This window comes from Lysobacter stagni (genome assembly GCF_030053425.1).
Lineage (GTDB): Bacteria > Pseudomonadota > Gammaproteobacteria > Xanthomonadales > Xanthomonadaceae > Lysobacter_J > Lysobacter_J stagni.
Genome location: NZ_JASGBI010000001.1, coordinates 1500830 through 1519739, shown reverse-complemented (window position 1 = coordinate 1519739; position 18910 = coordinate 1500830). Strand labels below are relative to the sequence as shown.

Genomic DNA, 18910 nt, shown 5'->3' with positions numbered 1-18910 from the left:
CATCGGTGCGATGAAGTCCGTCGCGTTCAACGTTCCCGAAGTGATTCGGAGCCATGCTGCCGCAGCGGACTGAGCAGGTAATCGATCACCCGCCGCTTTCCGGTCTTGATCTCAACACTCAACGCCATGCCGGGCGTGAGCCCTACCTCGACACCCTCGATATGAAGGCTCGCGCCTGAAAGCCGCACGCGCGCGGGGAACACCAGGCCCAGCTGCTCATCCTGCGCCGCATCGTGCGAGACGCTCGCGACCGTTCCTGTCAGATAGCCGTAACGCGTGTAAGGGAAGCTCTCGATCTTCACCGTTACTGACTGGCCCGGGCGTACGAAGCCGATGTCCTTGTTGAGCACCGTCGCTTCGACTTCCAGCGATTCCTCGCTCGGCACCACCACCAGCAGCGGCTGCGCGGGTGTCACTACGCCACCGATGGTATGAACGGCCAGCTGTTGAACGGTGCCGTCGACGGGCGCGCGCAACGCCATCAGGCGGTCGCGCTGCCCGGTCTTCGCGACTTCCGGGGTGAGCTGCGCGACCTGTTCTGTCGCCTGGCGTAGTTGATCCAGCGTCTGCTGGCGTGTGTCAGTGACCAGCACACGCAGTTCTTCCTCAGCCGCGCTCAGGGCGGAGCGGATCTCCTGCACGCGGTTTCGCTGCGTGGCCAGGTCGCGCTCCGCGGCGATGCGTTCCTGCTCGCGGAGGAGGTATTCGTGACGGCCGACATACCTGCCTTCGACCAGCTTGCCATAGTCCTCGGCACGCGCCTTGGAGATGCGCGCCGATTCGTCCAGTGGCCCGATCGTCGCCTCCGTCGTGCGCAACTCGGCACGGCGCTGGGCGATGCTCGCCTGCAGACCTTGGCGTCTGGCCTGGTAGGTGTCGTACTGGCTGCGTACGAGAGCCTGCTCGGCCTTCAGCCGGTCCTGCGGCAGGTCCATCGCCCTGGGCAACGCAGGTGGTGCGTTGCGCTGGAGCGATCCGGCGAGCGCTTCCAAGCGAAGCACCGCGAGTCGCGCGTTCACCAGCGCTTCGTCTGCCTGTGCGAACTCCGCACCGGTCGCGGTCGCATCCAGCTCGATGAGCAGCTGCCCGCGCTTCACGACCTGCCCGTCGCGCACAAGGATGCGGCGGACCACGCCGGTCTCCGCCGGCTGCAAGACCTTGGTGCGTGAATCCACGACCGTCTTGCCCGGCGCGACGGCGACGATGTCCAGCTTGCCGATGCACGCCCACAGCACGGCGACGCAGAAGAAGGCAACGATGACCCGCATGGTCCAGCGCGCCGTGGGCGAGACCGGGGTCTCGGTCAGTTCCAGATGTGCCGGCAGGAACGCGCGCTCATCCGCACTTCGCTCGGGTGGGTCGAGCTGCGCGCGAACGGCCCAGGCCGAGCGGAACACCGCCGCGTAGCGGGCGCCGAAGTCACGCACACCCTGCAGGATGTGCTTCATGCCTCCCCCGACTGCAGGCGATGCAGGTGCGCGTAGTGACCTTCAGGCCGATCGACCAGCGCGGCATGGCTGCCAGCCTCGACGATCCTCCCCTTCTCGACCACGACGATGCGGTTCGCGTGCCGGACAGTGGACAACCGGTGAGCGATGATCAGCACCGTGCGTCCCTTGCAGATCGCCCGCATGTTGCGCATCACCGCATGCTCCGATTCGTAATCGAGCGCACTGGTGGCTTCGTCGAAGATCAGGATGCGCGGATCGGTGATGAGCGCGCGCGCAACGGCGATGCGCTGCCGTTGCCCACCCGACAGGCCTGTGCCGTGTTCGCCAACCCTAGTGTCGTAGCCTTCGGGGAGTTCGGTGATGAACTCGTGTGCCCCGGCCAACTGTGCCGCCTGGATCACGCGCTCCAGCGGCATGCCAGGATCGCTGAGGGCGATGTTCTCGCGCACGCTGCGGTTGAACAGGAAGTTCTCCTGCAGCACCACGCCGAGCTGGCGTCGCAACCACGCGGGGTCCGCCAGTGCCAGATCCTGCCCATCGATCAGCACCCGGCCGCGCTCCGGCGTGTACAGGCGCTGCACCAGCTTGGTCAGCGTGCTCTTGCCGGAACCGGAACGGCCGACGATGCCGATCACCTCGCCCGCCTTGATGTCCAGCTCGATGCCGGCCAGCACTTCGGGCGCATCGGGGCGGTAACGGAACGACACGCGTTCGAACGTCACCCGCCCCGCGATCGGCGGCAGCGCCATCCGGCTGCCGGGAATCTCCGTGCGCGTGTTGAGGATGTCGCCCAGGCGTTCGACCGAGATGCCGACCTGTTGGAAGTCCTGCCACAGTTGCGCCAGGCGGATGATCGGCGCGGCCACCTGCCCGGCCAGCATGTTGAACGCGATCAGCTGGCCGACGGAGAGCTTGCCCTCGATCACCAGCTTGGCACCCCAGAACAGGATCGCCACGGCGACCAGCTTCTGTACCAGCTGTACGCCCTGTTGGCCCAGCGTCGCGATGCGGGTCACGCCGAAGCCTGCGCTCACGTAGCCGGCGAGCTGGTTGTCCCAGGTGCGCGTGACGCGCGGATCGACCGCCATCGCCTTGACCGTGCCGATCCCGCTGACGGTTTCGACCAGGAAGGACTGGTTGTCGGCGCCTCGCGCGAACTTCTCGTTGAGGCGCTTGCGCAGGATCGGTGTGATGCCGGCGGAGATCAGCGCGTAGACAGGGAGCGAAAGCACGACGATCAGCGTCAGCCAGCCGCTGTAGTAGAACATCACCGCGAGGAACACCACGGTGAAGAACAGGTCCAGTACCGACGTCAACGCCTGCCCGGTGAGGAAGCTGCGGATGTTCTCCAGCTCGCGCACGCGCGCGATGGTGTCGCCGACCCGTCGCGACTCGAAGTACGCAAGCGGCAGCGCCAGCACATGGCGAAACAACCGCGCGCCGAGCTCCACGTCGATCTTGCTGGTGGTATGCGAGAACACATAGGTGCGCAGGCCGGTCAGCACCACTTCGAACACCGCCATCGACACCAGGCCGATGGCGATGACGTCCAGCGTGGTCAGGCCACGGTGCACCAGCACCTTGTCCATTACCACCTGGTAGAACAGCGGCGTCACCAGGGCGAACAGCTGGATGAAGAACGAGACGATGAAGACTTCCAGCAGCAGCTTCCGGTACTTCACCACTGCCGGAATGAACCAGCTGAAGTCGAACTTCGCAAGCTCGCCAAGCACCGATGCGCGCGAGGCAACCTGCAGCAGGCGTCCTGCGTAGCGTGCCTCAAAGTCGGCGACGGAGATCGCACGCGGCCGCTTCTCGTCGAGATCGTGGATGAGCACCTGATCGCCGTTGACCTTGGCGACGATGAAGGCAGCGCCGTCCGGTTGAAGCGCAAGTGCTGGCAGGCTCGCCATCGCAATGCGCGAGGCGGGCTGTGGAACGACCTTGGCCTTGAGGCCGAGCATCTTCGCTGCGAGCAGCAACGTGGTTTCGTCGAAGCGCTCGCCGTTGCGCCCGAACTCGTGTGCGAGTTGAGCGGCGTCGGCCGCGATGCCGTGGAATTGGGCAAGCAGGACCAGGCCCAGCAGGCCCTGATCAACATGAGACTCGCCCTCTGCGCCTTCCAGGACGGAAAGCACCGCACTCCCCTGTGCCATTGTCCGCAAATCCTTGTGGACGAACTTGTCGCTGCGAACGCGAGCATCCGCAAGCGGCCCGCCAGCTGTCAAGCGGGAATGCGCTGGTCCACTGCAGATTCTGGAAGTGGCCGGCGAACCGTGGCGGACCTCACAGTTCGCCGCACCCAGCGGCCACCCGAATGTCCACTAACGGCCATAAGCGGACGTTCGCCAACGCCTGAATTGAGCCGCGCCGCGAAGCGGCTTCGGCTTGAATGAGCTGTTAGGCCTTGGCGACGCTGATGGCCAGTGACACCGCAAAAAGAACCATGATCCAACCGGCAGCGAACCAAAGGCGACGAGACACATCCTTGAATTTCAGAGCAACCTCCGGGGGGAGCTGCGCCCTCATGTCTGGGTTCGCTCGAAGCGCTTCCAATGCAGCGTACGCCTTGCTGATGGGTGTTCGACCATTCGCTCCGATTCTCGCGAAGAGCTGCGGGTCGTACTGATTGAGTGTGGTTCCAAATTTGCGTAGTGCTGAGAAATACAGCAGCCCCACGGCGAAAGCGCTGATCGCCAGTGGAGGTAGCAGCATGTACAAGATCTTGAGCATGTCTCTTCCGAGGCTTTACTTGGACAGAGCCGTGGGAAACCAGCCCCGGCGGGCATGGAGACGGCTTCTGCGCATGACCGCTTTGGGTCGAAAGCGGACATTAGCACCACCCAAGCAGGCTGCGGCCACCCCGCCAGGTGAGTCAGACAGCGCATGGTCGAGCTCCCCACACAGGAGTTCGACATGAAGGGTACGAACGAAAACTTCAGCCCCTGGAACAAGGGCAAGATCGTCGGCCGGAAGGCTCCCCTCAGGCTGCGCGACATCTGGGCCATTCGGGTGAGACTGCAGCTTCGTGGCAGGCCTCGAGAACTGGCTCTCTTCAACTTAGCCATCGATTCGAAGCTCAGGGCTTGCGATTTGGTGGCGCTCCGTGTGCACGATGTCAGCCACGGACAGGCCATTGCGACGCGAGCGACGATCCTACAGCGCAAGACTTGCCGTTCGGCGTGCTTCGAGATCACGGACCAAACCCGAAACGCGGTGGCAGCATGGATTGCCGACACAGGGGTTGCTGGGGATGCCTATCTGTTCCCGAGCCGTGTTCGGCGGTCGGCCCACCTCTCGACGCGACAGTACTGCCGGATCGTCCATCGCTGGGTCGCGGAGATCGGCCTGGACTCTAGCGCCTATGGGAGCCACTCGCTGCGCCGAACCAAGGCGGCGCTGATCTACCACCGAACAAAGAACCTACGAGCCGTCCAACTCCTCCTTGGACACACCAAACTGGAAAGCACAGTCCGGTACCTCGGAATAGAAGTCGACGATGCCCTCGAACTCTCCGAGCAAACAGAGGCGTAGGGCCGCTAGGGCCACCGACTCCACCGGCCGGTGGCCCGCCCGGTAGCCTGGTGCTAATGTCCGCTTCCGACCCATAGCGGACATGGGCTTTCCGCCCGAAGATCATGAGCAGGTACGTTTTGATCCTGATGCTCGGAGTCACAGTCTTGGCCGGATGCGACAGGCACATGACTTTCAGGGGCACGGTAGCTGCACAGGATGGGCAACCGTTGCGGAACTGCACGTACGAGTTTGAAAGCCGGGGAATGCGAAAGATTGGCGCGTTCGACGCACCGCGTTTCGACGAAGGCTATGCGGTGGGCTTTCGAGCCGTGACGATCACGTTTGCTTGCGAGGGGTATGCACCAGTGACGGTCAAGGAGAAGTCGGGGGGCGATCTTGGCAGGTTGGTTCTTACACCAGTGGGAGCGAAGTTGTCCCAGCCTCAGTAGAGCGTCCGCTTATGGCCGGTAGCAGACATTCGGGCTAGAGTGGCCGCGAGCAGTGCCAATGTTCGCGTTCGACCCTAAGCAGAATTTGTTCTGCCCACCCTCATGCGTTCTATCGGGGAAGGATTCCATGCAGGCTGCTTGGATTGTCACCGTGACGAGCTTGCTGGCGACCGGCATCTGTAGCGCAGCCGAGTTCAATTCAACCGCCTGCGGTAATGCACGGGAAGACCCGGCAGACGCCGTCTTCGTACCGGAAGCGCCGGGCCTGATGGAAGAGGGGCGTAGCACCGGGGTGAAGGGAATCGATGCCGATGGCGATGGTCGCGACGACGAGGTGGTGTTGTGGCGGAGCTATTCCGACAGTCGGTTTCCCGGCGATAACCAGCAGATCACCTACAAGCCTTCCGGCGGGCGAGAGATCTTCCGAGCGGAGTTTCCGGTAATCGCGTTGCTCAAGCGAGGGAGCGAGTACTACGTACAGGGACTCACATACGAGTACCCGAATCTGCCCATGCCCGGGATGACACAGATCGACGTGCTCAAGTTGGACAGGTCTGGGCTCGTCGCGATCTGCACCAGGCGTACACCAACAACGGCAGGCTGAAACGCCAGTGAAAATCCGCGCTATTGCGCAAATTTAGGGCTTCGCCACCGCGCCATTATCGCACCATCAATTCATAAAATATTGATTTATAATGCCTTCCGTCCAGTCCATCATCGGAGCGACGGACAAGCGCAGGGCGGTGGGGTCGATCAGGTGCATGGGCGCATTCTACCGTCCGCCCACCGGCACCCTGAACGCCGGCTGCGCGGCACGTCGATCAGCGGCGCCGGCTCATGCGTCCAGGCGAAGAGGAATGCAAAGGATCGCCGGCCGGAACGGTCAGCCTTCCGGTTCCCAGACCATGTACACGTCGGCGCGCACGTAGTGCGAGCCGGGACGCGGCGCCGGGCGATGGCGGAAGCCGACGCTTTCGTACAGCGCCAGCGCCGGGCCCAGCTTGCTGCTGGATTCCAGGAACAGTTCGCGTCCGCCGCGTGCACGGAACGCCTGCAGTGCACCTTCCATGAGCTTGCGACCGACGCCCAGTCCACGTGCCTCCGGCGTAACCGCCATCTTGGTCAGCTCGTAGACGCCGTCGGATTCGCGCTTGAGGGCCACCGTGCCGACGACGCGATCCTCCGCGTCGATGGCGAACAGCACATGACCGCCGTGGGCCAGGATGTGGCGCTCCGGATCGCCGAGCACTTCGCGGTCGATGGGCTCGACCGTGAACCAGCGCTCCAGCCATTCGATGTTGAGACGGGCGAAATCCTCGCGCCAGCGCGGCGCGTAATCGGCAATGCGGACGGCGGGGTTGTTCATGCCCTCATGATAGGCAGCCGATCATCGACGCGCACGAAAACGGCGGCCGAAGCCGCCGCGGGACTGCATCGTGTGGATGCGCTGCGAGCCTAGTGGCCCTTGCCGCTTCCCTTGTTGTTTCCCTTGTCCTTTGCGCTGCCCTTGCCTGGATTGCCGGGATTGCCCTTGCTGTTTCCCGCGGGCTTGGCGGCGGCTGGCGTCTTGGTCGATGCGCCAGCGTGCACCGGCTTGGCCTTGTCCTGCGCCCCCTTGCCGCGCCCCGGGAAGTCGCGCTGCAGTTGCGGGTCCAGGGTGATCGAACGCCCCCAGCGGTCGTAGCTGGGCACGAAGCCCTTCTTCAGGCGATGGAATTCCGGCGAACCCGGCTTGATGCCCAGTCCCTTGGCCACTTCGCCCCAACCCTGGCCGTGGTCGCGCTCCCAGATGTCTGCGACATAGCGACACGGCCGGCCGATGGTCGATGCGATGGCGCAGGCGAAGTACACGTCGCCCGGCGCCCAGCGACGATCGACGAGCAGCCCGGTCACCAGGTCGCGCGGCGCGCCGTAGTAGCGGACCATCTCGTCGACGAACGGATCGCGGTAGCGCGCGCCGTAGCGGTTGACGTCCGACAGCCACGTATCCACCCACACGTCGCCGCTGCGCGGATTCCAGCCGAAGCTGTAGTCCTGCGCGGACGCGCTGCCGAAACCGAAGGTGGCCGCGGCGGCGACGAACAGCGCAGCCCATCGCGATGTCCAGGTTGCCCGCATCGTTCCCATCGAATGCCTCCTGTCCGTCAGTCGTCATCGCGCCAACGACGATCGTACCGGTCATCCCGGTCGTAACGGTCGTGGTGGTCGTGATGGCGGTCGGTGTAGTACCCGCGATCGTAACGTCGGTCGTAGCGGGCGTCGTAGTAATGCGTGCTGCAGCGGCCGTGCTTGTTGCATTTGCCGCGACCGGGACCGTTCCAGTAGCCGTAGGCGTTTCCGTACGGAGGGCCGGCGCGATACACGTTGCGGTAATAGGACGGACGGCCGCGGTAGTCGTGCACCACGATCAGGCGGTCGCGGTAGCCGTGGTCGTAGCGGTAGTACGGCGCGCCGCCGTGGTAGATCACGTCGGCGATATCGACGACGACCCGCGCCCAGTTGTCATCGGCGCGCGCCGGAGCCGGCGCCATCGCGGCGATGCCGAGTCCGGCGGCGAGCACCATCGGGGCAACCCATCGTGTCGTGACCGTGGCCATGTTCGTCTCTCCCTGATCGCCCGCACCCCGCGGGCTCTGGAAGCCACGATGCGGCGCCTCAGGTGAATGATTTTTTAATCCGGCCGGGGTTGCCGGGTGCCGCTTATCCGCCGTTGGGGATCGCGTTCAGCCGATCCGCGCGGCCAGCTCGCGCACGGCCGCGGGCAACTGGTACGCGCTTTCGATGCGGCGCAGGCGGGGCGCGTCGTCGGCGACGTCGGCTTCGTTCTCGTGGCCCCAGGTCGTGTGGTACGGCACGTGGATGCCCCAGCCGCCCAGTTCCAGCACTGGCGCGATGTCCGAGCGCAACGAGTTGCCGACCATCACGAAGCGCCCGGCCGGCAGGTCGAACTCCTCCAGAAGGCGCGCGTAGGTGGAGACGTCCTTCTCGCTCACGATCTCGATGCGGCGGAACAGGTTGGCAAAACCGCACTGGCGGACCTTGGCTTCCTGGTGGAACAGATCGCCCTTGGTGATGAGCACCACGTCGTGTTCGGCGGCGACGGCTTCCACCGCTTCACGCACACCCGGCAGCAACTCGACCGGATGGCGCAGCAGGTCCTTGCCCAGCTGCACGATGCGGTGCAGGTCCGTGGCGACGATGCGCTGTGCGGTGATGTCCACCGCCGCCTCGATCATCGACAGCACCATGCCCTTCACGCCGTAGCCGAAGATGGCGATGTTGCGCTTCTCCACTTCGTACAGGCGCTCCTGCACGCGCGCGTCGCGCAAGTCGACGTAGTTGCCGACGATGCGTTCGAACTCCAGCTGCGCTTCGTCGAAATAGTCCTGGCTGCGCCAGAGCGTGTCGTCGGCGTCGAAGCCGACCAGGGCGAGTTCACTCATGCGCCTAGTGTAGTGCGCCCGACGTCGTCGCAAAAAAAGGGCGGCCCGAAGGCCGCCCGTCCCAGGTCGTGCAGTGCACGACGTACCGTAAAGGAGTGTGGATCAGCGCTTGCCGCCGCGGTCGCCGGCACCCGCGCCGGTCTGCGCCTTCGCGACGTAGGCCTTGTATTCATCGGCCGTCAGCGCGCCGTCGGCGTCGGCATCAGCCTGGTCGAACACCTGGCCCAGCGCCGGCACGGCGGAGGCTTCGGTCTTGCTCAGCGAACCGTTCTTGTCGAGGTCGACGTCGGCCCAGCTCTTCTTGCCGGAGCTGGCCGCACCCGAGGCCGACGCACTGGAATGGGCGGCCGCCGGATCCTGCGATGTCGGGCTGGCGGTCGACGACTGGGCGAAGGCGAGCGGGGCGGACAGGGCCGCCACGAGGGCGCCCACGACGATCAGCGGCTTGCGGGACTGGATGCTCATGCGGGGGTTCTCTCCTGGTAATGAATGAGTCTGCGCGGATTGGCGAGATCGCCGTTGCGTACCGCACGAAACCACCATGACCACGCCTGCATGAACGTCCCGGAATGCGCAATGGTTAAACCAACGTTGTCTTAACCCTCTGGATTTAGGCAGACGTTAGGACCGCGGCCCACGCGTGACACGTGACATACGTGAATGTGATGAGCCGCCTGTTTCGGAGAATGGAATCGACACACGCCGCATGAACACAACACAACCTTCACCACGCGGATGGTCAACGCGCATGGTCTGCAAACGTTTGCGCGCGATCAGGCATCGTCCTCGGCGGCAACGTCCACCCACGGTTCGCCCTCTTCGTCCACGCGCACGGAAACGATGATCGGCCGGCAGCACACCTGGCAGTCCTCGATGTACTGCTGCGCGCCGACGGACGTGTCCACCAGCAGCGTGATGGTCTCGCCGCAGTAGGGGCACTGCACGTCGGAAGTGGGCAGCATCGTCAGGGCTTCGGCAGCGGATGGTTGGGCGACGCGGCCATCGCGATATCGACCGGTTCGCCCGGGTTATGGCTGCGGATTCGGAAGGTGGAGGCGCTCAGCTCCAGGATGTCGATCCGGTACGGAATATCTTCTTCCACCATCGTCAGCGCGCCGTTCTCGAACGACCACTTGCCGCGCATCGGCGTGCCGTTGGGTGAATCGATCACCAGCGTTCCGTCTGACAGGAACGCGTACGTGGTGCCGCGCTCCACCGCGCTGGACTCCGTCACCTGCCACACGCGGTCGACGAAGGCCGCGGGTTCAACCGTGGCAGGCGCGCCAGGTTCCTGCGGAGCGGGCACGTCGGTGGAACGCGCGGGATGTTCGGAAGTATCGGCGGTGACCTGCGGTGCTTGCGTTGCGGTCGGCTCGGCCGGTGGCGCAGGCGCCTTGCATGCGACCAGCACCAGCGCGGCGGAGATCGCGACGCCTGCGCATGCAAGCCGGATGGGAACGTTCATGCGAACCTCGCAGCAAGCCTGGATGGTCCGCACCTTAGCACTGCGAACGCGGCGCGATGCACACGCTCATCACGTCCCGGTCACCGTCGCGGGACAAAGCTTTGCGTCCTCGACGTCGACATTTTTCCGCCGCCGTGAAGCCCCATCCACAGCAGGAGGAGCGATGAAGATCCGCCATGTGTTCAGCACGCCGAACCTGGAGGTCGCGCAGTCGGTGATGGATGCCGCGCGCGCAGCGGGCGTGAACGACGACGACATCCTGCTGGTGGCCCGCTCCGACATCGAGCTGGAAGAGATTCCCAACGAACGCAAGGAAGCCGACACCGACCTGATGCCAGCCGCGTTGCGCGGGGCGGGTTACGGCGGCGCGGCCGGTCTGCTGGCCGGACTGGCCGCCATCGTCATCACGCCGATCGGCCTGACGCTGGCCGGCGCTGCGGCCGCGGCGGTGGCCGGTGCGCTGGTGGGTTCGTGGGCATCGGCGCTGGTGGGGTCGTCGTTGCCCGATCCAATCCGCCGCAAGTTCGATGCAGAGATCCAGGCCGGTCGCATTCTTGTCGTGCTCGACGGAGAGAAGCCGTTCCTGGACAGCATCGAACCGCAGGTCGTGAGCGCCGGCGCCACGACCCTGCCATTCGAAGCCGCCAAGTCGATGGCCTGACAACGCCCTTACGGCGACGACGCAGCCGCCTGCGGTACGGGCAAGGGCTTCATGCCCAGCGCCACGCGATAACGCCCGTAGAGCGTCTGCACCTTGGCCACGTACTGCTGCGTTTCCTGGTAGGGCGGCACGCCGCCGTAACGTGTGACCGCGCCGATGCCGGCGTTGTACGCCGCCGCGACCAGCGTCAGATCGTTGCGGTAGCGACGCATCAGTGCTCGCAGGTGACGCGCGCCGCCCATGATCGATTCGCCATACGAGAAGGGGTCGGAGACGCCGTACTCGCGACTGGTCTCGGGCATGAGCTGCATCACGCCCTGCGCGCCCTTCGGCGAAACGGCGGCCGCGTCGAATCCACTTTCGGCATGCGCGATCGCGCGCAACCAGGCTTCGTCCACGCCGGTCGCCTTCGCCGCCGCGCGGAATTGCTTCGGGTAGCGCTCGATCTGCGGCGGCCCGACATTGCCCAGCCCCACGTGTGCCGGTTCGCCAGGCGGCGCGGGCACGGTGAAGGACAGCACCTTGACGGAACCGGGCAGCTTGCGCGTGCCATACACGGGCTTGCCGTCCTGCATGCGTTCGTACAGCACACCGCTCACGGCCTCGCCCGTGCCCCACAGATTGGGCAGCACGGCGGCGTTGTCGTCGATCTCGCGCGCCCGGCAACGTGAACCCGGCTCCGGAGCGGTGGAGAGACTGACCGTGCCGTCGCGCACGCAGCGATAGACCTTGCGCGCAGCCGCGTTCCCGGCGACGCAGACCGTCGAGACCATCAGCACTGCCGCGAGGGCGCGGGTCAGAACCATGGCGCGGATTCTAGGCCCGTCGTTCGAACGGGGGCGAAAGGGCGGCGTGAGTTGATCCAGGTCAAAAAAGGCGCCTGGCCGGGCCGATAGGCTGCGTCGATGCCGAACGTGCCGCCCTTCCCCACCGAACTGCTGCGTCGCTACGATCGGCCGGGCCCGCGCTACACCTCGTATCCCACCGAACCCCAGTTCAGCACCGGCTTCGGTCCCGCGCAGCTGATGGAGGCGGCGCAGCAGAGCAATGGCGACCCGATCCCCGGGCGCCTGTCGCTCTACGTCCACGTCCCGTTCTGCTCCAACCCCTGCTTCCACTGCGGCTGCAACCGCGTCATCACGCGCGACCGCTCGCGCAGCGAGCCCTACCGCACGCGTCTGGGGCGCGAGATCGGGATGATGGCCGGGCTGTTCGATCCCGACCGCGAAGTGGTGCAGCTGCATTTCGGCGGCGGCACGCCGAACTTCCTCACGCCTGCGCAGCTGCACGCCACGCTGCAGGACCTGCGCGACCATTTCCGCTTCAGTCCCGCCGCGGAAGGCGATATCTCCATCGACCTGGATCCGCGCGAGCTCACGCCGGAAGACGTGGCCGAGCTGGTGGACGCCGGGTTCAACCGCGCCAGCCTGGGCGTGGTGGATCTGGACACGTCGGTACAGGACGCGGTCAACCGCGGCCAGGATCCCGAAACCACGCTGACGATCATCGACGCCTGCCATCGGCATGGCATGCGTTCGGTCGACGTCGAGCTCATCTACGGCCTGCCGAAGCAGACGCTGGAGGGCTTCGCGCGCACGCTGCACACGCTGATCGCCGCCCGCCCGCATCGGCTGGCGGTGTACAGCTACGCGCACCTGCCCGAGCAGTTCCGCCCGCAGCGGCAGATCCGTACCGAAGACCTGCCCTCGCCGGAGCTGAAGCTGGAACTGCTGCAGCTGGCGGTCCAGAGCCTGACGAACGCCGGTTACGTACACATCGGCATGGACCACTTCGCCCTGCCCGACGACGACCTGGCACTCGCGCAATCGCGTGGCGGCCTGCACCGCAATGTCATGGGCTACACCACGCACGCCGATGGCGATCTGATCGGCCTGGGCGTCAGCGCGGTCAGCCGCATCGGCGACAGCGTCAGCCAGAACACCTGCGAGTTGTCCGACTGGGAGCGCGCGATCGACCAGCCGCGTCTTCCCGTGTGGCGCGGCCTGCGCCTCACACCCGACGACCAGCTGCGCTCGGACGTCATCCAGCGCCTGATGTGCCAGGGCGAAGTGCCCATCGACGCGATCCAGCGCGCGCACGGTATCGACTTCGCACAGTACTTCGCCGACAGCCTGCGTCGGCTTGAGCCATTGCAGGACGATGGACTGGTCTGGATCGAGCCCGAGCGCATCGTCGCCACACCGGTCGGCCGGCTGATGCTGCGCGTGATCGCGATGTGCTTCGACGCCTACGCGCCGCACCTGCAGGCCGCGGGCGCGCGTTACCCGCGCACGGCCTGATCCGACGCCAGCGCACCGAGCGTGCGCATCGCATCCTCGGCGCGTTCGTCGAACGGATGCCCGTAGTTGAGGCGCAGGCATCGCTCGAAACCGCGACTGGCGGAAAAGATGGGCCCCGGCGCGATGCTGATGCCCATGCGCACGGCCTGTCGTTGCAGCGCGAGCGTGTCGGCGCCTTCGGGCAGTTCGATCCAGGCGAAGTAGCCGCCGCTGGCGCGCGTGACCCGCGTGCCCTCCGGGAAGAAGCGTCCCACCGCCTCGAGATAACGTTCCTGTTGCGCAGCAAGCGTGGCGCGCAGGCGCCTGAGGTGCCGGTCGTAGCCGCCGCGCTGAAGATAACGGCTGATGGCGCGTTGCGCCGGCACGTTGGTGTTGAGCGTGGTGGTGAGCTTGTTGCGCGCGATGGTTTCGCGGAAGCGCCCCGCGGCAACCCATCCGATGCGATAGCCCGGCGCCAGGCACTTGGAGAACGAGGAGCAATGCATCACCAGCCCCTCGCGGTCGAATGCTTTCGCGGGCGGCGGCCGTTTGGGGCCGAAGTGCAGTTCGGCGTAGACGTCGTCTTCGACCAGCGCGATGCCGTGCGCCGCCAACAGCGTCACCAGTGCACGCTTGGCAGGCTCGGGCATCGTCGCGCCAAGCGGGTTCTGGAAGGTCGGCATCAGCCAACACGCACGTGGCGCGTGGCGGACGATGGCGCGTTCCAGCGCGTCCAGGTCCACGCCGTCGCGCGGGTGCGTGGGCACTTCCAGCGCGCGCAGGCCGTTGCGTTCGATCGACTGCAGCACCGCGTAGAAACAGGGCGACTCGACCAGGACCGAATCGCCGGGCTTCGTCACCGCGGCGATGCTCAGGTTGAGCGCTTCCAGCGCGCCGTTGGTGATGACGATCTCCTCGGCCGGCACGTCGATGCCGTCCATGAGATAGCGCTGACTGATCTGGCGCCGCAGTTCGCCCAGCCCGGGGGTCAGGTCATCGACGGTGCTCCACGGATCCAGATCGTGTGCCGCGGAGGCCACCGCGCGCCCGAGTTTGTCGAGCGGATACAGCAACGGACTGGGAAAGGCCGAGCCCAGGGGCACCACCTCGCGGTGCATGGCCGACTGGAGCACCTCGAAGACGAGGTCGCTCACGTCGACCTCGCGCGAATCCCCGTCGGGCCAGGAGGGCAGCTCGGGCTCGGGCGGCATCCGCGGCGCCTGGGTGGCGACGTAGTAACCCGAGCGCGCCCGCGACTCGATGAGGCCACGGGCCTCCAGCAGGTAGTACGCCTGGAAGACCGTGGACGGGCTCAGCCGCCGGGCCGCACAGGTCTGGCGGACCGAGGGCAGCCGCTCACCGGGACGGAACACCCCGGTCCCGATCGAGCGGGCCAGGTCGTCAGCCAGGGCTTCGTAGCGCTTCACGGCAAACTGATACGGTTTTTCCTCGCAGCGACTGATTCTACTGGAACTGATACGGTCTCCCTAGACTGCCCGCACCCTCCTCCCGCTACGGGGTCACCCGTGTCCGCCGGCGTCCAGCTGCACCTTGCCCTGATCCTGTTCGCACCCTGGTTCGCGGTGCTGTCCGTCCTGTTCTGGCGCTACCCACGGCAACCGCACGGCCCGGCCCGGGCTGCCTTCGACACGGCGTCGCTGTTGCTGGCCACCGCCGCCGCTGCGGGCGGCATGTACTGGGGCATGGCCGAGGCCGATGCCGGCTACGGCCCGATGTGGAAACAGGTGCTGGCGACCTCGGTGGCCTATGGCCTGTACCTGGCCGTGATGACGCTGGCGCTGGTGGTGCGCACCCGCTGGCTGCGCCGGCGGGACGAGGCCATCGCCGGGAGCGCCGCATGAAGACCCTGCTGATCGTGGGTTTCCTGGGCCTGATCGTCTACAACCTGGGCGCGGCGCTCTATTACATGCTGGTGGATCGCGGCGAAAGCCGCCGCACGGTCCGGGCCCTGACCCGTCGCATCGCCCTGTCGGTCCTGCTGATCGCGCTCGTCGCCGTGGGCATCCACACCGGCTTCATCAAGCCTCACGGCGTCTGAACTGTCTCCGGAGCAACCTTGCGCCGCGAACGCTCCGGCCGTTCTCCGGGGGGTTCAGAGGGACTTGATCTGAATCAAGCGCGCCTGAAAGGGCGTTCCTAGTATGCCGACGACCCGGCCGTGGCGCAGGGGGGACCCACAATGCAGACATCCGTAGAAACCTATAACGACAAGATCGTGCGCCAGTTCACCGCGATGACGGTGGTCTGGGGCATCGTCGGCATGCTCGTCGGCGTGATCATCGCCGCCCAGCTGTACTGGCCGGCGCTCAACTTCGACATTCCCTGGCTGAGCTATGGTCGCCTGCGACCACTGCACACCAACGCGGTGATCTTCGCCTTCGGCGGCTGCGCGCTGTTCGCGACCAGCTACCACGTGGTGCAGCGCACCTGCCATGTGCGGCTGGCGTTCGACAAACTCGCGGCCTTCACCTTCTGGGGCTGGAACGCGGTGATCGTCGCGGCGGCGATCACGCTGCCGATGGGCCTGACCCAGGGCAAGGAATACGCCGAGCTCGAATGGCCGATCGACATCCTGATCACGCTGGTCTGGGTGTCGTACGCGGTGGTGTTCTTCGGCACCATCGTCAAGCGGCGCGTGAAGCACATCTACGTCGCCAACTGGTTCTATGGCGCGTTCATCATCACCATCGCGCTGCTGCACATCGTCAACAACCTGGCCATCCCGGCCGGCGCGTTCAAGTCGTACTCGCTCTACACGGGCGCGGTCGACGCGATGGCGCAGTGGTGGTACGGCCACAACGCGGTGGGCTTCTTCCTGACCGCCGGCTTCCTGGGAATGATGTACTACTTCGTTCCCAAGCAGGCCAACCGGCCGGTGTATTCGTACCGGCTGTCGATCGTGCACTTCTGGGCACTGATCGCCATCTACATGTGGGCCGGCCCGCACCATCTGCAGTACACGGCGCTGCCCGACTGGGCGCAGTCGCTGGGCATGGTGTTCTCGCTGGTGCTGCTGGCACCCAGCTGGGGCGGTGCGATCAACGGCATCATGACCCTCTCCGGCGCATGGGACAAACTGCGCACCGATCCGATCCTGAAGTTCCTCATCGTCGCGGTCTCGTTCTACATGATCGCCACCTTCGAGGGGCCGATGATGTCGATCAAGACGGTCAACTCGCTCTCGCACTACACCGACTGGACCGTCGGTCACGTCCATGCCGGCGCGCTGGGCTGGGTGGCGATGATCTCCATCGGCGCCGTCTACGCGATGCTGCCGCGCCTGCTTGGCCAGGAACGCATGTTCTCGGTGAAGGCGATCGACCTGCACTTCTGGCTGCACACCGTGGGCGTGGTGTTCTACATCGCCTCGATGTGGATCGCCGGCGTGATGCAGGGCCTGATGTGGCGCGCCACCAATCCCGACGGCACGCTCACCTACAGCTTCGTCGAAGCGCTCAACGCGACCTATCCGTACTACCTGGGTCGACTGGCCGGTGGCCTGATCGTCCTGAGCGGCATGCTGGTGATGGCCTGGAACGTCGTGCGCACCTGGCAACAGGCGCGTGATCTCGTCCCGACTCCGGTGCTGCCGCCGGATGCCGCCAGTGCCCACGCCTGAGGTCCGACATGAGTCATTCACACGAGAAGATCGAAACCAATGTGGGCCTGATGGCGGTGCTGATCGCCGTGGCCGTCTCCTTCGGCGGCCTCGCCGAGATCGTCCCGCTGATGCACCAGGCCGAGGCCATCGAGCCCCTGCCCGGCGTTAAGCCCTACCCCGCGCTCGAACTCGCCGGTCGCGACGTGTACGTCCGCGAGGGTTGCTACAACTGCCACTCGCAGATGGTCCGCACGCTGCGCTTCGAGACCGAGCGCTACGGCCACTACTCGCTGGCCGGTGAATCCGTCTACGACCGTCCGTTCCAGTGGGGCAGCAAGCGCACCGGCCCGGATCTGGCGCGCGTGGGTGGGCGTTACTCCGACGACTGGCATCGCGTGCACCTGATCAACCCGCGCGACGTGGTGCCCGAATCGAACATGCCTGGTTTCCCGTGGCTGGCGAAGAACGAGCTGGACGGCGAACAGATCACCAACCACATGCGCGCCCTCAAGCGCGTGGGTGATCCGTACTCCGACCAGGACATCGCCGGCGCCGCCGCAGCGGTGGCGGGAAAAACCGAACTCGACGCCGTGGTCGCCTATCTGCAGGGCCTCGGTCGCCATGCCCCGAGGGGAGGCTGACATGCTGTCCGGAATCGTGACAACCGTGCTGCTGGTGCTGTTCCTGGCCGGCTGGATCTGGGCCTGGAGCCCGAAGCGCAAGAATGAATTCGACGCGGCCGCACGCCTGCCGCTCGAAGGCGATCACAAGGAGACAAAGCGATGACCGCCGGCTGGTCGTGGTACGTGATCGTGCTGGTTGCGATCAACATCCTGGGTTGCGTCTGGTTGCTGTGGTGGACGGGCAAGCGTCGTCCGGGCGATCCCGCCCCGACCGACACCAGCCACATCTGGGACGGTGATCTCACCGAGTACAACAAGCCGATGCCGAAGTGGTGGATCAACCTTTTCTACATCACCATCGTTTTCGCCATCGGGTACCTGATCTATTTCCCGGGCCTGGGCGCCATCGCCGGCGTCGCCGGCTGGACCTCCTCGGGCGAGCATGCCGCGGCCAAGGCGCGTGAGGATGCGAAGCTGGAGCAGACCTTCGCACCGTACGCGGGCAAGTCGATCGACGTGCTCGCGGGCAATCCGAAGGCGCTGGCCTTGGGCCGTTCGATCTTCAACAACACCTGCGCCACCTGCCACGGTTCCACGGCACAGGGTGCGATCGGCTATCCCAACCTGACCGACGACATCTGGCATTGGGGCGGTACGCCCGATCGCATCCTGCAGACCGTCCTGGACGGCCGCGAGGGCGTGATGCCGGAATGGGGCAAGGTGCTGACCGGCATGGGCGGCGACAACGCGGTCGATTACGTGGTCGCCTACGTGCGCACGCTGTCGGATCCGGCCTCGATGCAGAACAACTACATGGCCGCACAGGGCAAGGCGCTGTACGAGGGCGTGTGCGTGGCGTGCCATGGCATCGACGGCAAGGGCAACCAGGAACTGGGCGCGCCCAACCTGACCGACAACTACTGGCTGTACGGCAACAGCAGCGAGAGCCTGCGACAGACGATCACCAGCGGACGCCACGGCACCATGCCGGCGCACCGCCAGCTGCTCGGCGAGACCCGCGCGCGCCTGGCCGCTGCATATGTCTGGTCGTTGTCGCATCCTGTCGGGAAGCCCCCAGCCACCACGGTGCAATGAATACTCAGACACCTCTGCGATTCGATCACCCGCCCCGACCGCTTTCCCAGCGGCTCGGGGCGATCCTTTGGCCGAGCTTCTTCTCGGCATGCGTGGCGACGATGGTGTTCTTCGCCTTCGTCGACCCGCTGGCCCTGCGCGACATGACGTTCCCCGACCTGCCGATGACGCGCACGCTGGGGTACAGCCTGGGCTTTTTCATGTTCTGGCTGGCGACGGCTGCATCCAGTGCGTTCACCTGGGTCCTGCTTCGCCCCGCCAGCCGCTTCAACCGGCCCCTTCGGCCGGAGTAATCCCGGGCAACCG

Annotated in this window: 23 protein-coding genes; 11 read left to right on the top strand and 12 right to left on the bottom strand. The window is 65.7% G+C overall.

The window, feature by feature from the left end:
* Nucleotides 1-26: 26 nt before the first annotated feature.
* The 3 genes from QLQ15_RS06880 to QLQ15_RS06870 form a co-directional block, all read right to left on the bottom strand.
* On the bottom strand, nt 27-1448 hold the full coding sequence (locus tag QLQ15_RS06880; protein ID WP_283212091.1) for an HlyD family type I secretion periplasmic adaptor subunit: 1422 nt from the start codon (nt 1446-1448) through the stop codon (nt 27-29).
* The gene (locus tag QLQ15_RS06875; RefSeq protein ID WP_283212090.1) at nt 1445-3607 is read right to left on the bottom strand and encodes a type I secretion system permease/ATPase; all 2163 of its coding nucleotides are present in this window, start codon (nt 3605-3607) and stop codon (nt 1445-1447) included. Before QLQ15_RS06875 ends, QLQ15_RS06880 begins: the two co-directional genes overlap by 4 nt.
* A gap of 244 nt (nt 3608-3851) precedes the next feature.
* Entirely contained in the window at nt 3852-4184 is a 333-nt protein-coding gene (locus QLQ15_RS06870) for a hypothetical protein (protein WP_283212089.1), read from the bottom strand.
* A gap of 153 nt (nt 4185-4337) precedes the next feature.
* Between QLQ15_RS06870 and QLQ15_RS06865 the strand changes: the two genes are divergently transcribed.
* Both QLQ15_RS06865 and QLQ15_RS06860 read left to right on the top strand, forming a co-directional pair.
* Nucleotides 4338-4985 carry a tyrosine-type recombinase/integrase gene (locus tag QLQ15_RS06865; protein ID WP_283212088.1) on the top strand — a complete coding sequence of 216 codons (648 nt, stop codon included), beginning with the start codon at nt 4338-4340 and terminating at the stop codon, nt 4983-4985.
* A 558-nt stretch (nt 4986-5543) separates the two neighbouring features.
* Nucleotides 5544-6020 carry a hypothetical protein gene (locus QLQ15_RS06860; protein ID WP_283212087.1) on the top strand — a complete coding sequence of 159 codons (477 nt, stop codon included), beginning with the start codon at nt 5544-5546 and terminating at the stop codon, nt 6018-6020.
* A gap of 279 nt (nt 6021-6299) precedes the next feature.
* Here the strand turns inward: QLQ15_RS06860 and QLQ15_RS06855 are convergent, their stop codons facing one another.
* From QLQ15_RS06855 to QLQ15_RS06825, 7 genes are all read right to left on the bottom strand, one after another.
* Nucleotides 6300-6782 carry a GNAT family N-acetyltransferase gene (locus tag QLQ15_RS06855; RefSeq protein WP_283212086.1) on the bottom strand — a complete coding sequence of 161 codons (483 nt, stop codon included), beginning with the start codon at nt 6780-6782 and terminating at the stop codon, nt 6300-6302.
* An 89-nt stretch (nt 6783-6871) separates the two neighbouring features.
* Complete coding sequence (locus tag QLQ15_RS06850) at nt 6872-7543, bottom strand: hypothetical protein (protein ID WP_283212085.1); 672 nt, start codon at nt 7541-7543, stop codon at nt 6872-6874.
* 17 nt (nt 7544-7560) lie between these two features.
* On the bottom strand, nt 7561-8013 hold the full coding sequence (locus tag QLQ15_RS06845) for a hypothetical protein (RefSeq protein ID WP_283212084.1): 453 nt from the start codon (nt 8011-8013) through the stop codon (nt 7561-7563).
* Between the two features lie 126 nt (nt 8014-8139).
* Complete coding sequence (locus tag QLQ15_RS06840) at nt 8140-8859, bottom strand: HAD family hydrolase (RefSeq protein WP_283212083.1); 720 nt, start codon at nt 8857-8859, stop codon at nt 8140-8142.
* 102 nt (nt 8860-8961) lie between these two features.
* Nucleotides 8962-9324, bottom strand: coding sequence for an EF-hand domain-containing protein (locus QLQ15_RS06835; protein ID WP_283212082.1), 363 nt, complete (start codon nt 9322-9324; stop codon nt 8962-8964).
* A gap of 308 nt (nt 9325-9632) precedes the next feature.
* Nucleotides 9633-9821 carry a CPXCG motif-containing cysteine-rich protein gene (locus QLQ15_RS06830; protein ID WP_283212081.1) on the bottom strand — a complete coding sequence of 63 codons (189 nt, stop codon included), beginning with the start codon at nt 9819-9821 and terminating at the stop codon, nt 9633-9635.
* Nucleotides 9822-9823: 2 nt separating this feature from the next.
* Nucleotides 9824-10324, bottom strand: coding sequence for a hypothetical protein (locus QLQ15_RS06825; protein WP_283212080.1), 501 nt, complete (start codon nt 10322-10324; stop codon nt 9824-9826).
* A 163-nt stretch (nt 10325-10487) separates the two neighbouring features.
* Between QLQ15_RS06825 and QLQ15_RS06820 the strand changes: the two genes are divergently transcribed.
* A complete protein-coding gene (locus tag QLQ15_RS06820) occupies nt 10488-10985 on the top strand; it encodes a hypothetical protein (protein WP_283212079.1) in 498 nt (165 codons plus the stop codon).
* An 8-nt stretch (nt 10986-10993) separates the two neighbouring features.
* On the opposite strand, the gene QLQ15_RS06815 is transcribed toward QLQ15_RS06820, so the two are convergent.
* Nucleotides 10994-11791 (bottom strand): lytic transglycosylase domain-containing protein, encoded by a 798-nt coding sequence (locus QLQ15_RS06815; RefSeq protein ID WP_283212078.1) that lies wholly within the window; start codon nt 11789-11791, stop codon nt 10994-10996.
* Between the two features lie 99 nt (nt 11792-11890).
* Here QLQ15_RS06815 and hemN point away from each other — a divergent pair, with 99 nt between their 5' ends.
* Nucleotides 11891-13285: an oxygen-independent coproporphyrinogen III oxidase gene (gene hemN, locus QLQ15_RS06810; RefSeq protein ID WP_283212077.1), complete on the top strand. Its 1395-nt coding sequence runs from the start codon at nt 11891-11893 to the stop codon at nt 13283-13285.
* On the opposite strand, the gene QLQ15_RS06805 is transcribed toward hemN, so the two are convergent.
* Complete coding sequence (locus QLQ15_RS06805; RefSeq protein ID WP_283212076.1) at nt 13267-14691, bottom strand: aminotransferase-like domain-containing protein; 1425 nt, start codon at nt 14689-14691, stop codon at nt 13267-13269. The two genes, hemN and QLQ15_RS06805, sit on opposite strands and share 19 nt — an antisense overlap.
* Before the next feature lie 99 nt (nt 14692-14790).
* Between QLQ15_RS06805 and QLQ15_RS06800 the strand changes: the two genes are divergently transcribed.
* From QLQ15_RS06800 to QLQ15_RS06770, 7 genes are all read left to right on the top strand, one after another.
* The gene (locus QLQ15_RS06800; RefSeq protein WP_283212075.1) at nt 14791-15126 is read left to right on the top strand and encodes a hypothetical protein; all 336 of its coding nucleotides are present in this window, start codon (nt 14791-14793) and stop codon (nt 15124-15126) included.
* On the top strand, nt 15123-15323 hold the full coding sequence (locus QLQ15_RS06795; protein WP_283212074.1) for a twin transmembrane helix small protein: 201 nt from the start codon (nt 15123-15125) through the stop codon (nt 15321-15323). Before QLQ15_RS06800 ends, QLQ15_RS06795 begins: the two co-directional genes overlap by 4 nt.
* 141 nt (nt 15324-15464) lie before the next feature.
* Nucleotides 15465-16904: a cytochrome-c oxidase, cbb3-type subunit I gene (gene ccoN, locus QLQ15_RS06790; protein ID WP_283212073.1), complete on the top strand. Its 1440-nt coding sequence runs from the start codon at nt 15465-15467 to the stop codon at nt 16902-16904.
* Nucleotides 16905-16912: 8 nt separating this feature from the next.
* On the top strand, nt 16913-17527 hold the full coding sequence (gene ccoO, locus QLQ15_RS06785; protein ID WP_283212072.1) for a cytochrome-c oxidase, cbb3-type subunit II: 615 nt from the start codon (nt 16913-16915) through the stop codon (nt 17525-17527).
* 1 nt (nt 17528) lies between these two features.
* Entirely contained in the window at nt 17529-17672 is a 144-nt protein-coding gene (locus QLQ15_RS06780) for a cbb3-type cytochrome oxidase subunit 3 (protein ID WP_283212071.1), read from the top strand.
* On the top strand, nt 17669-18604 hold the full coding sequence (gene ccoP, locus QLQ15_RS06775; RefSeq protein WP_283212070.1) for a cytochrome-c oxidase, cbb3-type subunit III: 936 nt from the start codon (nt 17669-17671) through the stop codon (nt 18602-18604). Before QLQ15_RS06780 ends, ccoP begins: the two co-directional genes overlap by 4 nt.
* Nucleotides 18601-18897 carry a hypothetical protein gene (locus tag QLQ15_RS06770; protein ID WP_283212069.1) on the top strand — a complete coding sequence of 99 codons (297 nt, stop codon included), beginning with the start codon at nt 18601-18603 and terminating at the stop codon, nt 18895-18897. Before ccoP ends, QLQ15_RS06770 begins: the two co-directional genes overlap by 4 nt.
* Nucleotides 18898-18910 lie beyond the last annotated feature (13 nt).

Excerpts from the sequence above, each read along its gene's own strand:
- QLQ15_RS06880 (WP_283212091.1), bottom strand. The coding sequence starts at position 1,448 with ATGAAGCACATCCTGCAGGGTGTGCGTGACTTCGGCGCCCGCTACGCG.
- QLQ15_RS06875 (WP_283212090.1), bottom strand. The coding sequence starts at position 3,607 with ATGGCACAGGGGAGTGCGGTGCTTTCCGTCCTGGAAGGCGCAGAGGGC.
- QLQ15_RS06870 (WP_283212089.1), bottom strand. The coding sequence starts at position 4,184 with ATGCTCAAGATCTTGTACATGCTGCTACCTCCACTGGCGATCAGCGCT.
- QLQ15_RS06865 (WP_283212088.1), top strand. The coding sequence starts at position 4,338 with ATGGTCGAGCTCCCCACACAGGAGTTCGACATGAAGGGTACGAACGAA.
- QLQ15_RS06860 (WP_283212087.1), top strand. The coding sequence starts at position 5,544 with ATGCAGGCTGCTTGGATTGTCACCGTGACGAGCTTGCTGGCGACCGGC.
- QLQ15_RS06855 (WP_283212086.1), bottom strand. The coding sequence starts at position 6,782 with ATGAACAACCCCGCCGTCCGCATTGCCGATTACGCGCCGCGCTGGCGC.
- QLQ15_RS06850 (WP_283212085.1), bottom strand. The coding sequence starts at position 7,543 with ATGGGAACGATGCGGGCAACCTGGACATCGCGATGGGCTGCGCTGTTC.
- QLQ15_RS06845 (WP_283212084.1), bottom strand. The coding sequence starts at position 8,013 with ATGGCCACGGTCACGACACGATGGGTTGCCCCGATGGTGCTCGCCGCC.
- QLQ15_RS06840 (WP_283212083.1), bottom strand. The coding sequence starts at position 8,859 with ATGAGTGAACTCGCCCTGGTCGGCTTCGACGCCGACGACACGCTCTGG.
- QLQ15_RS06835 (WP_283212082.1), bottom strand. The coding sequence starts at position 9,324 with ATGAGCATCCAGTCCCGCAAGCCGCTGATCGTCGTGGGCGCCCTCGTG.
- QLQ15_RS06830 (WP_283212081.1), bottom strand. The coding sequence starts at position 9,821 with ATGCTGCCCACTTCCGACGTGCAGTGCCCCTACTGCGGCGAGACCATC.
- QLQ15_RS06825 (WP_283212080.1), bottom strand. The coding sequence starts at position 10,324 with ATGAACGTTCCCATCCGGCTTGCATGCGCAGGCGTCGCGATCTCCGCC.
- QLQ15_RS06820 (WP_283212079.1), top strand. The coding sequence starts at position 10,488 with ATGAAGATCCGCCATGTGTTCAGCACGCCGAACCTGGAGGTCGCGCAG.
- QLQ15_RS06815 (WP_283212078.1), bottom strand. The coding sequence starts at position 11,791 with ATGGTTCTGACCCGCGCCCTCGCGGCAGTGCTGATGGTCTCGACGGTC.
- hemN (WP_283212077.1), top strand. The coding sequence starts at position 11,891 with ATGCCGAACGTGCCGCCCTTCCCCACCGAACTGCTGCGTCGCTACGAT.
- QLQ15_RS06795 (WP_283212074.1), top strand. The coding sequence starts at position 15,123 with ATGAAGACCCTGCTGATCGTGGGTTTCCTGGGCCTGATCGTCTACAAC.
- ccoN (WP_283212073.1), top strand. The coding sequence starts at position 15,465 with ATGCAGACATCCGTAGAAACCTATAACGACAAGATCGTGCGCCAGTTC.
- ccoO (WP_283212072.1), top strand. The coding sequence starts at position 16,913 with ATGAGTCATTCACACGAGAAGATCGAAACCAATGTGGGCCTGATGGCG.
- QLQ15_RS06780 (WP_283212071.1), top strand. The coding sequence starts at position 17,529 with ATGCTGTCCGGAATCGTGACAACCGTGCTGCTGGTGCTGTTCCTGGCC.
- ccoP (WP_283212070.1), top strand. The coding sequence starts at position 17,669 with ATGACCGCCGGCTGGTCGTGGTACGTGATCGTGCTGGTTGCGATCAAC.
- QLQ15_RS06770 (WP_283212069.1), top strand. The coding sequence starts at position 18,601 with ATGAATACTCAGACACCTCTGCGATTCGATCACCCGCCCCGACCGCTT.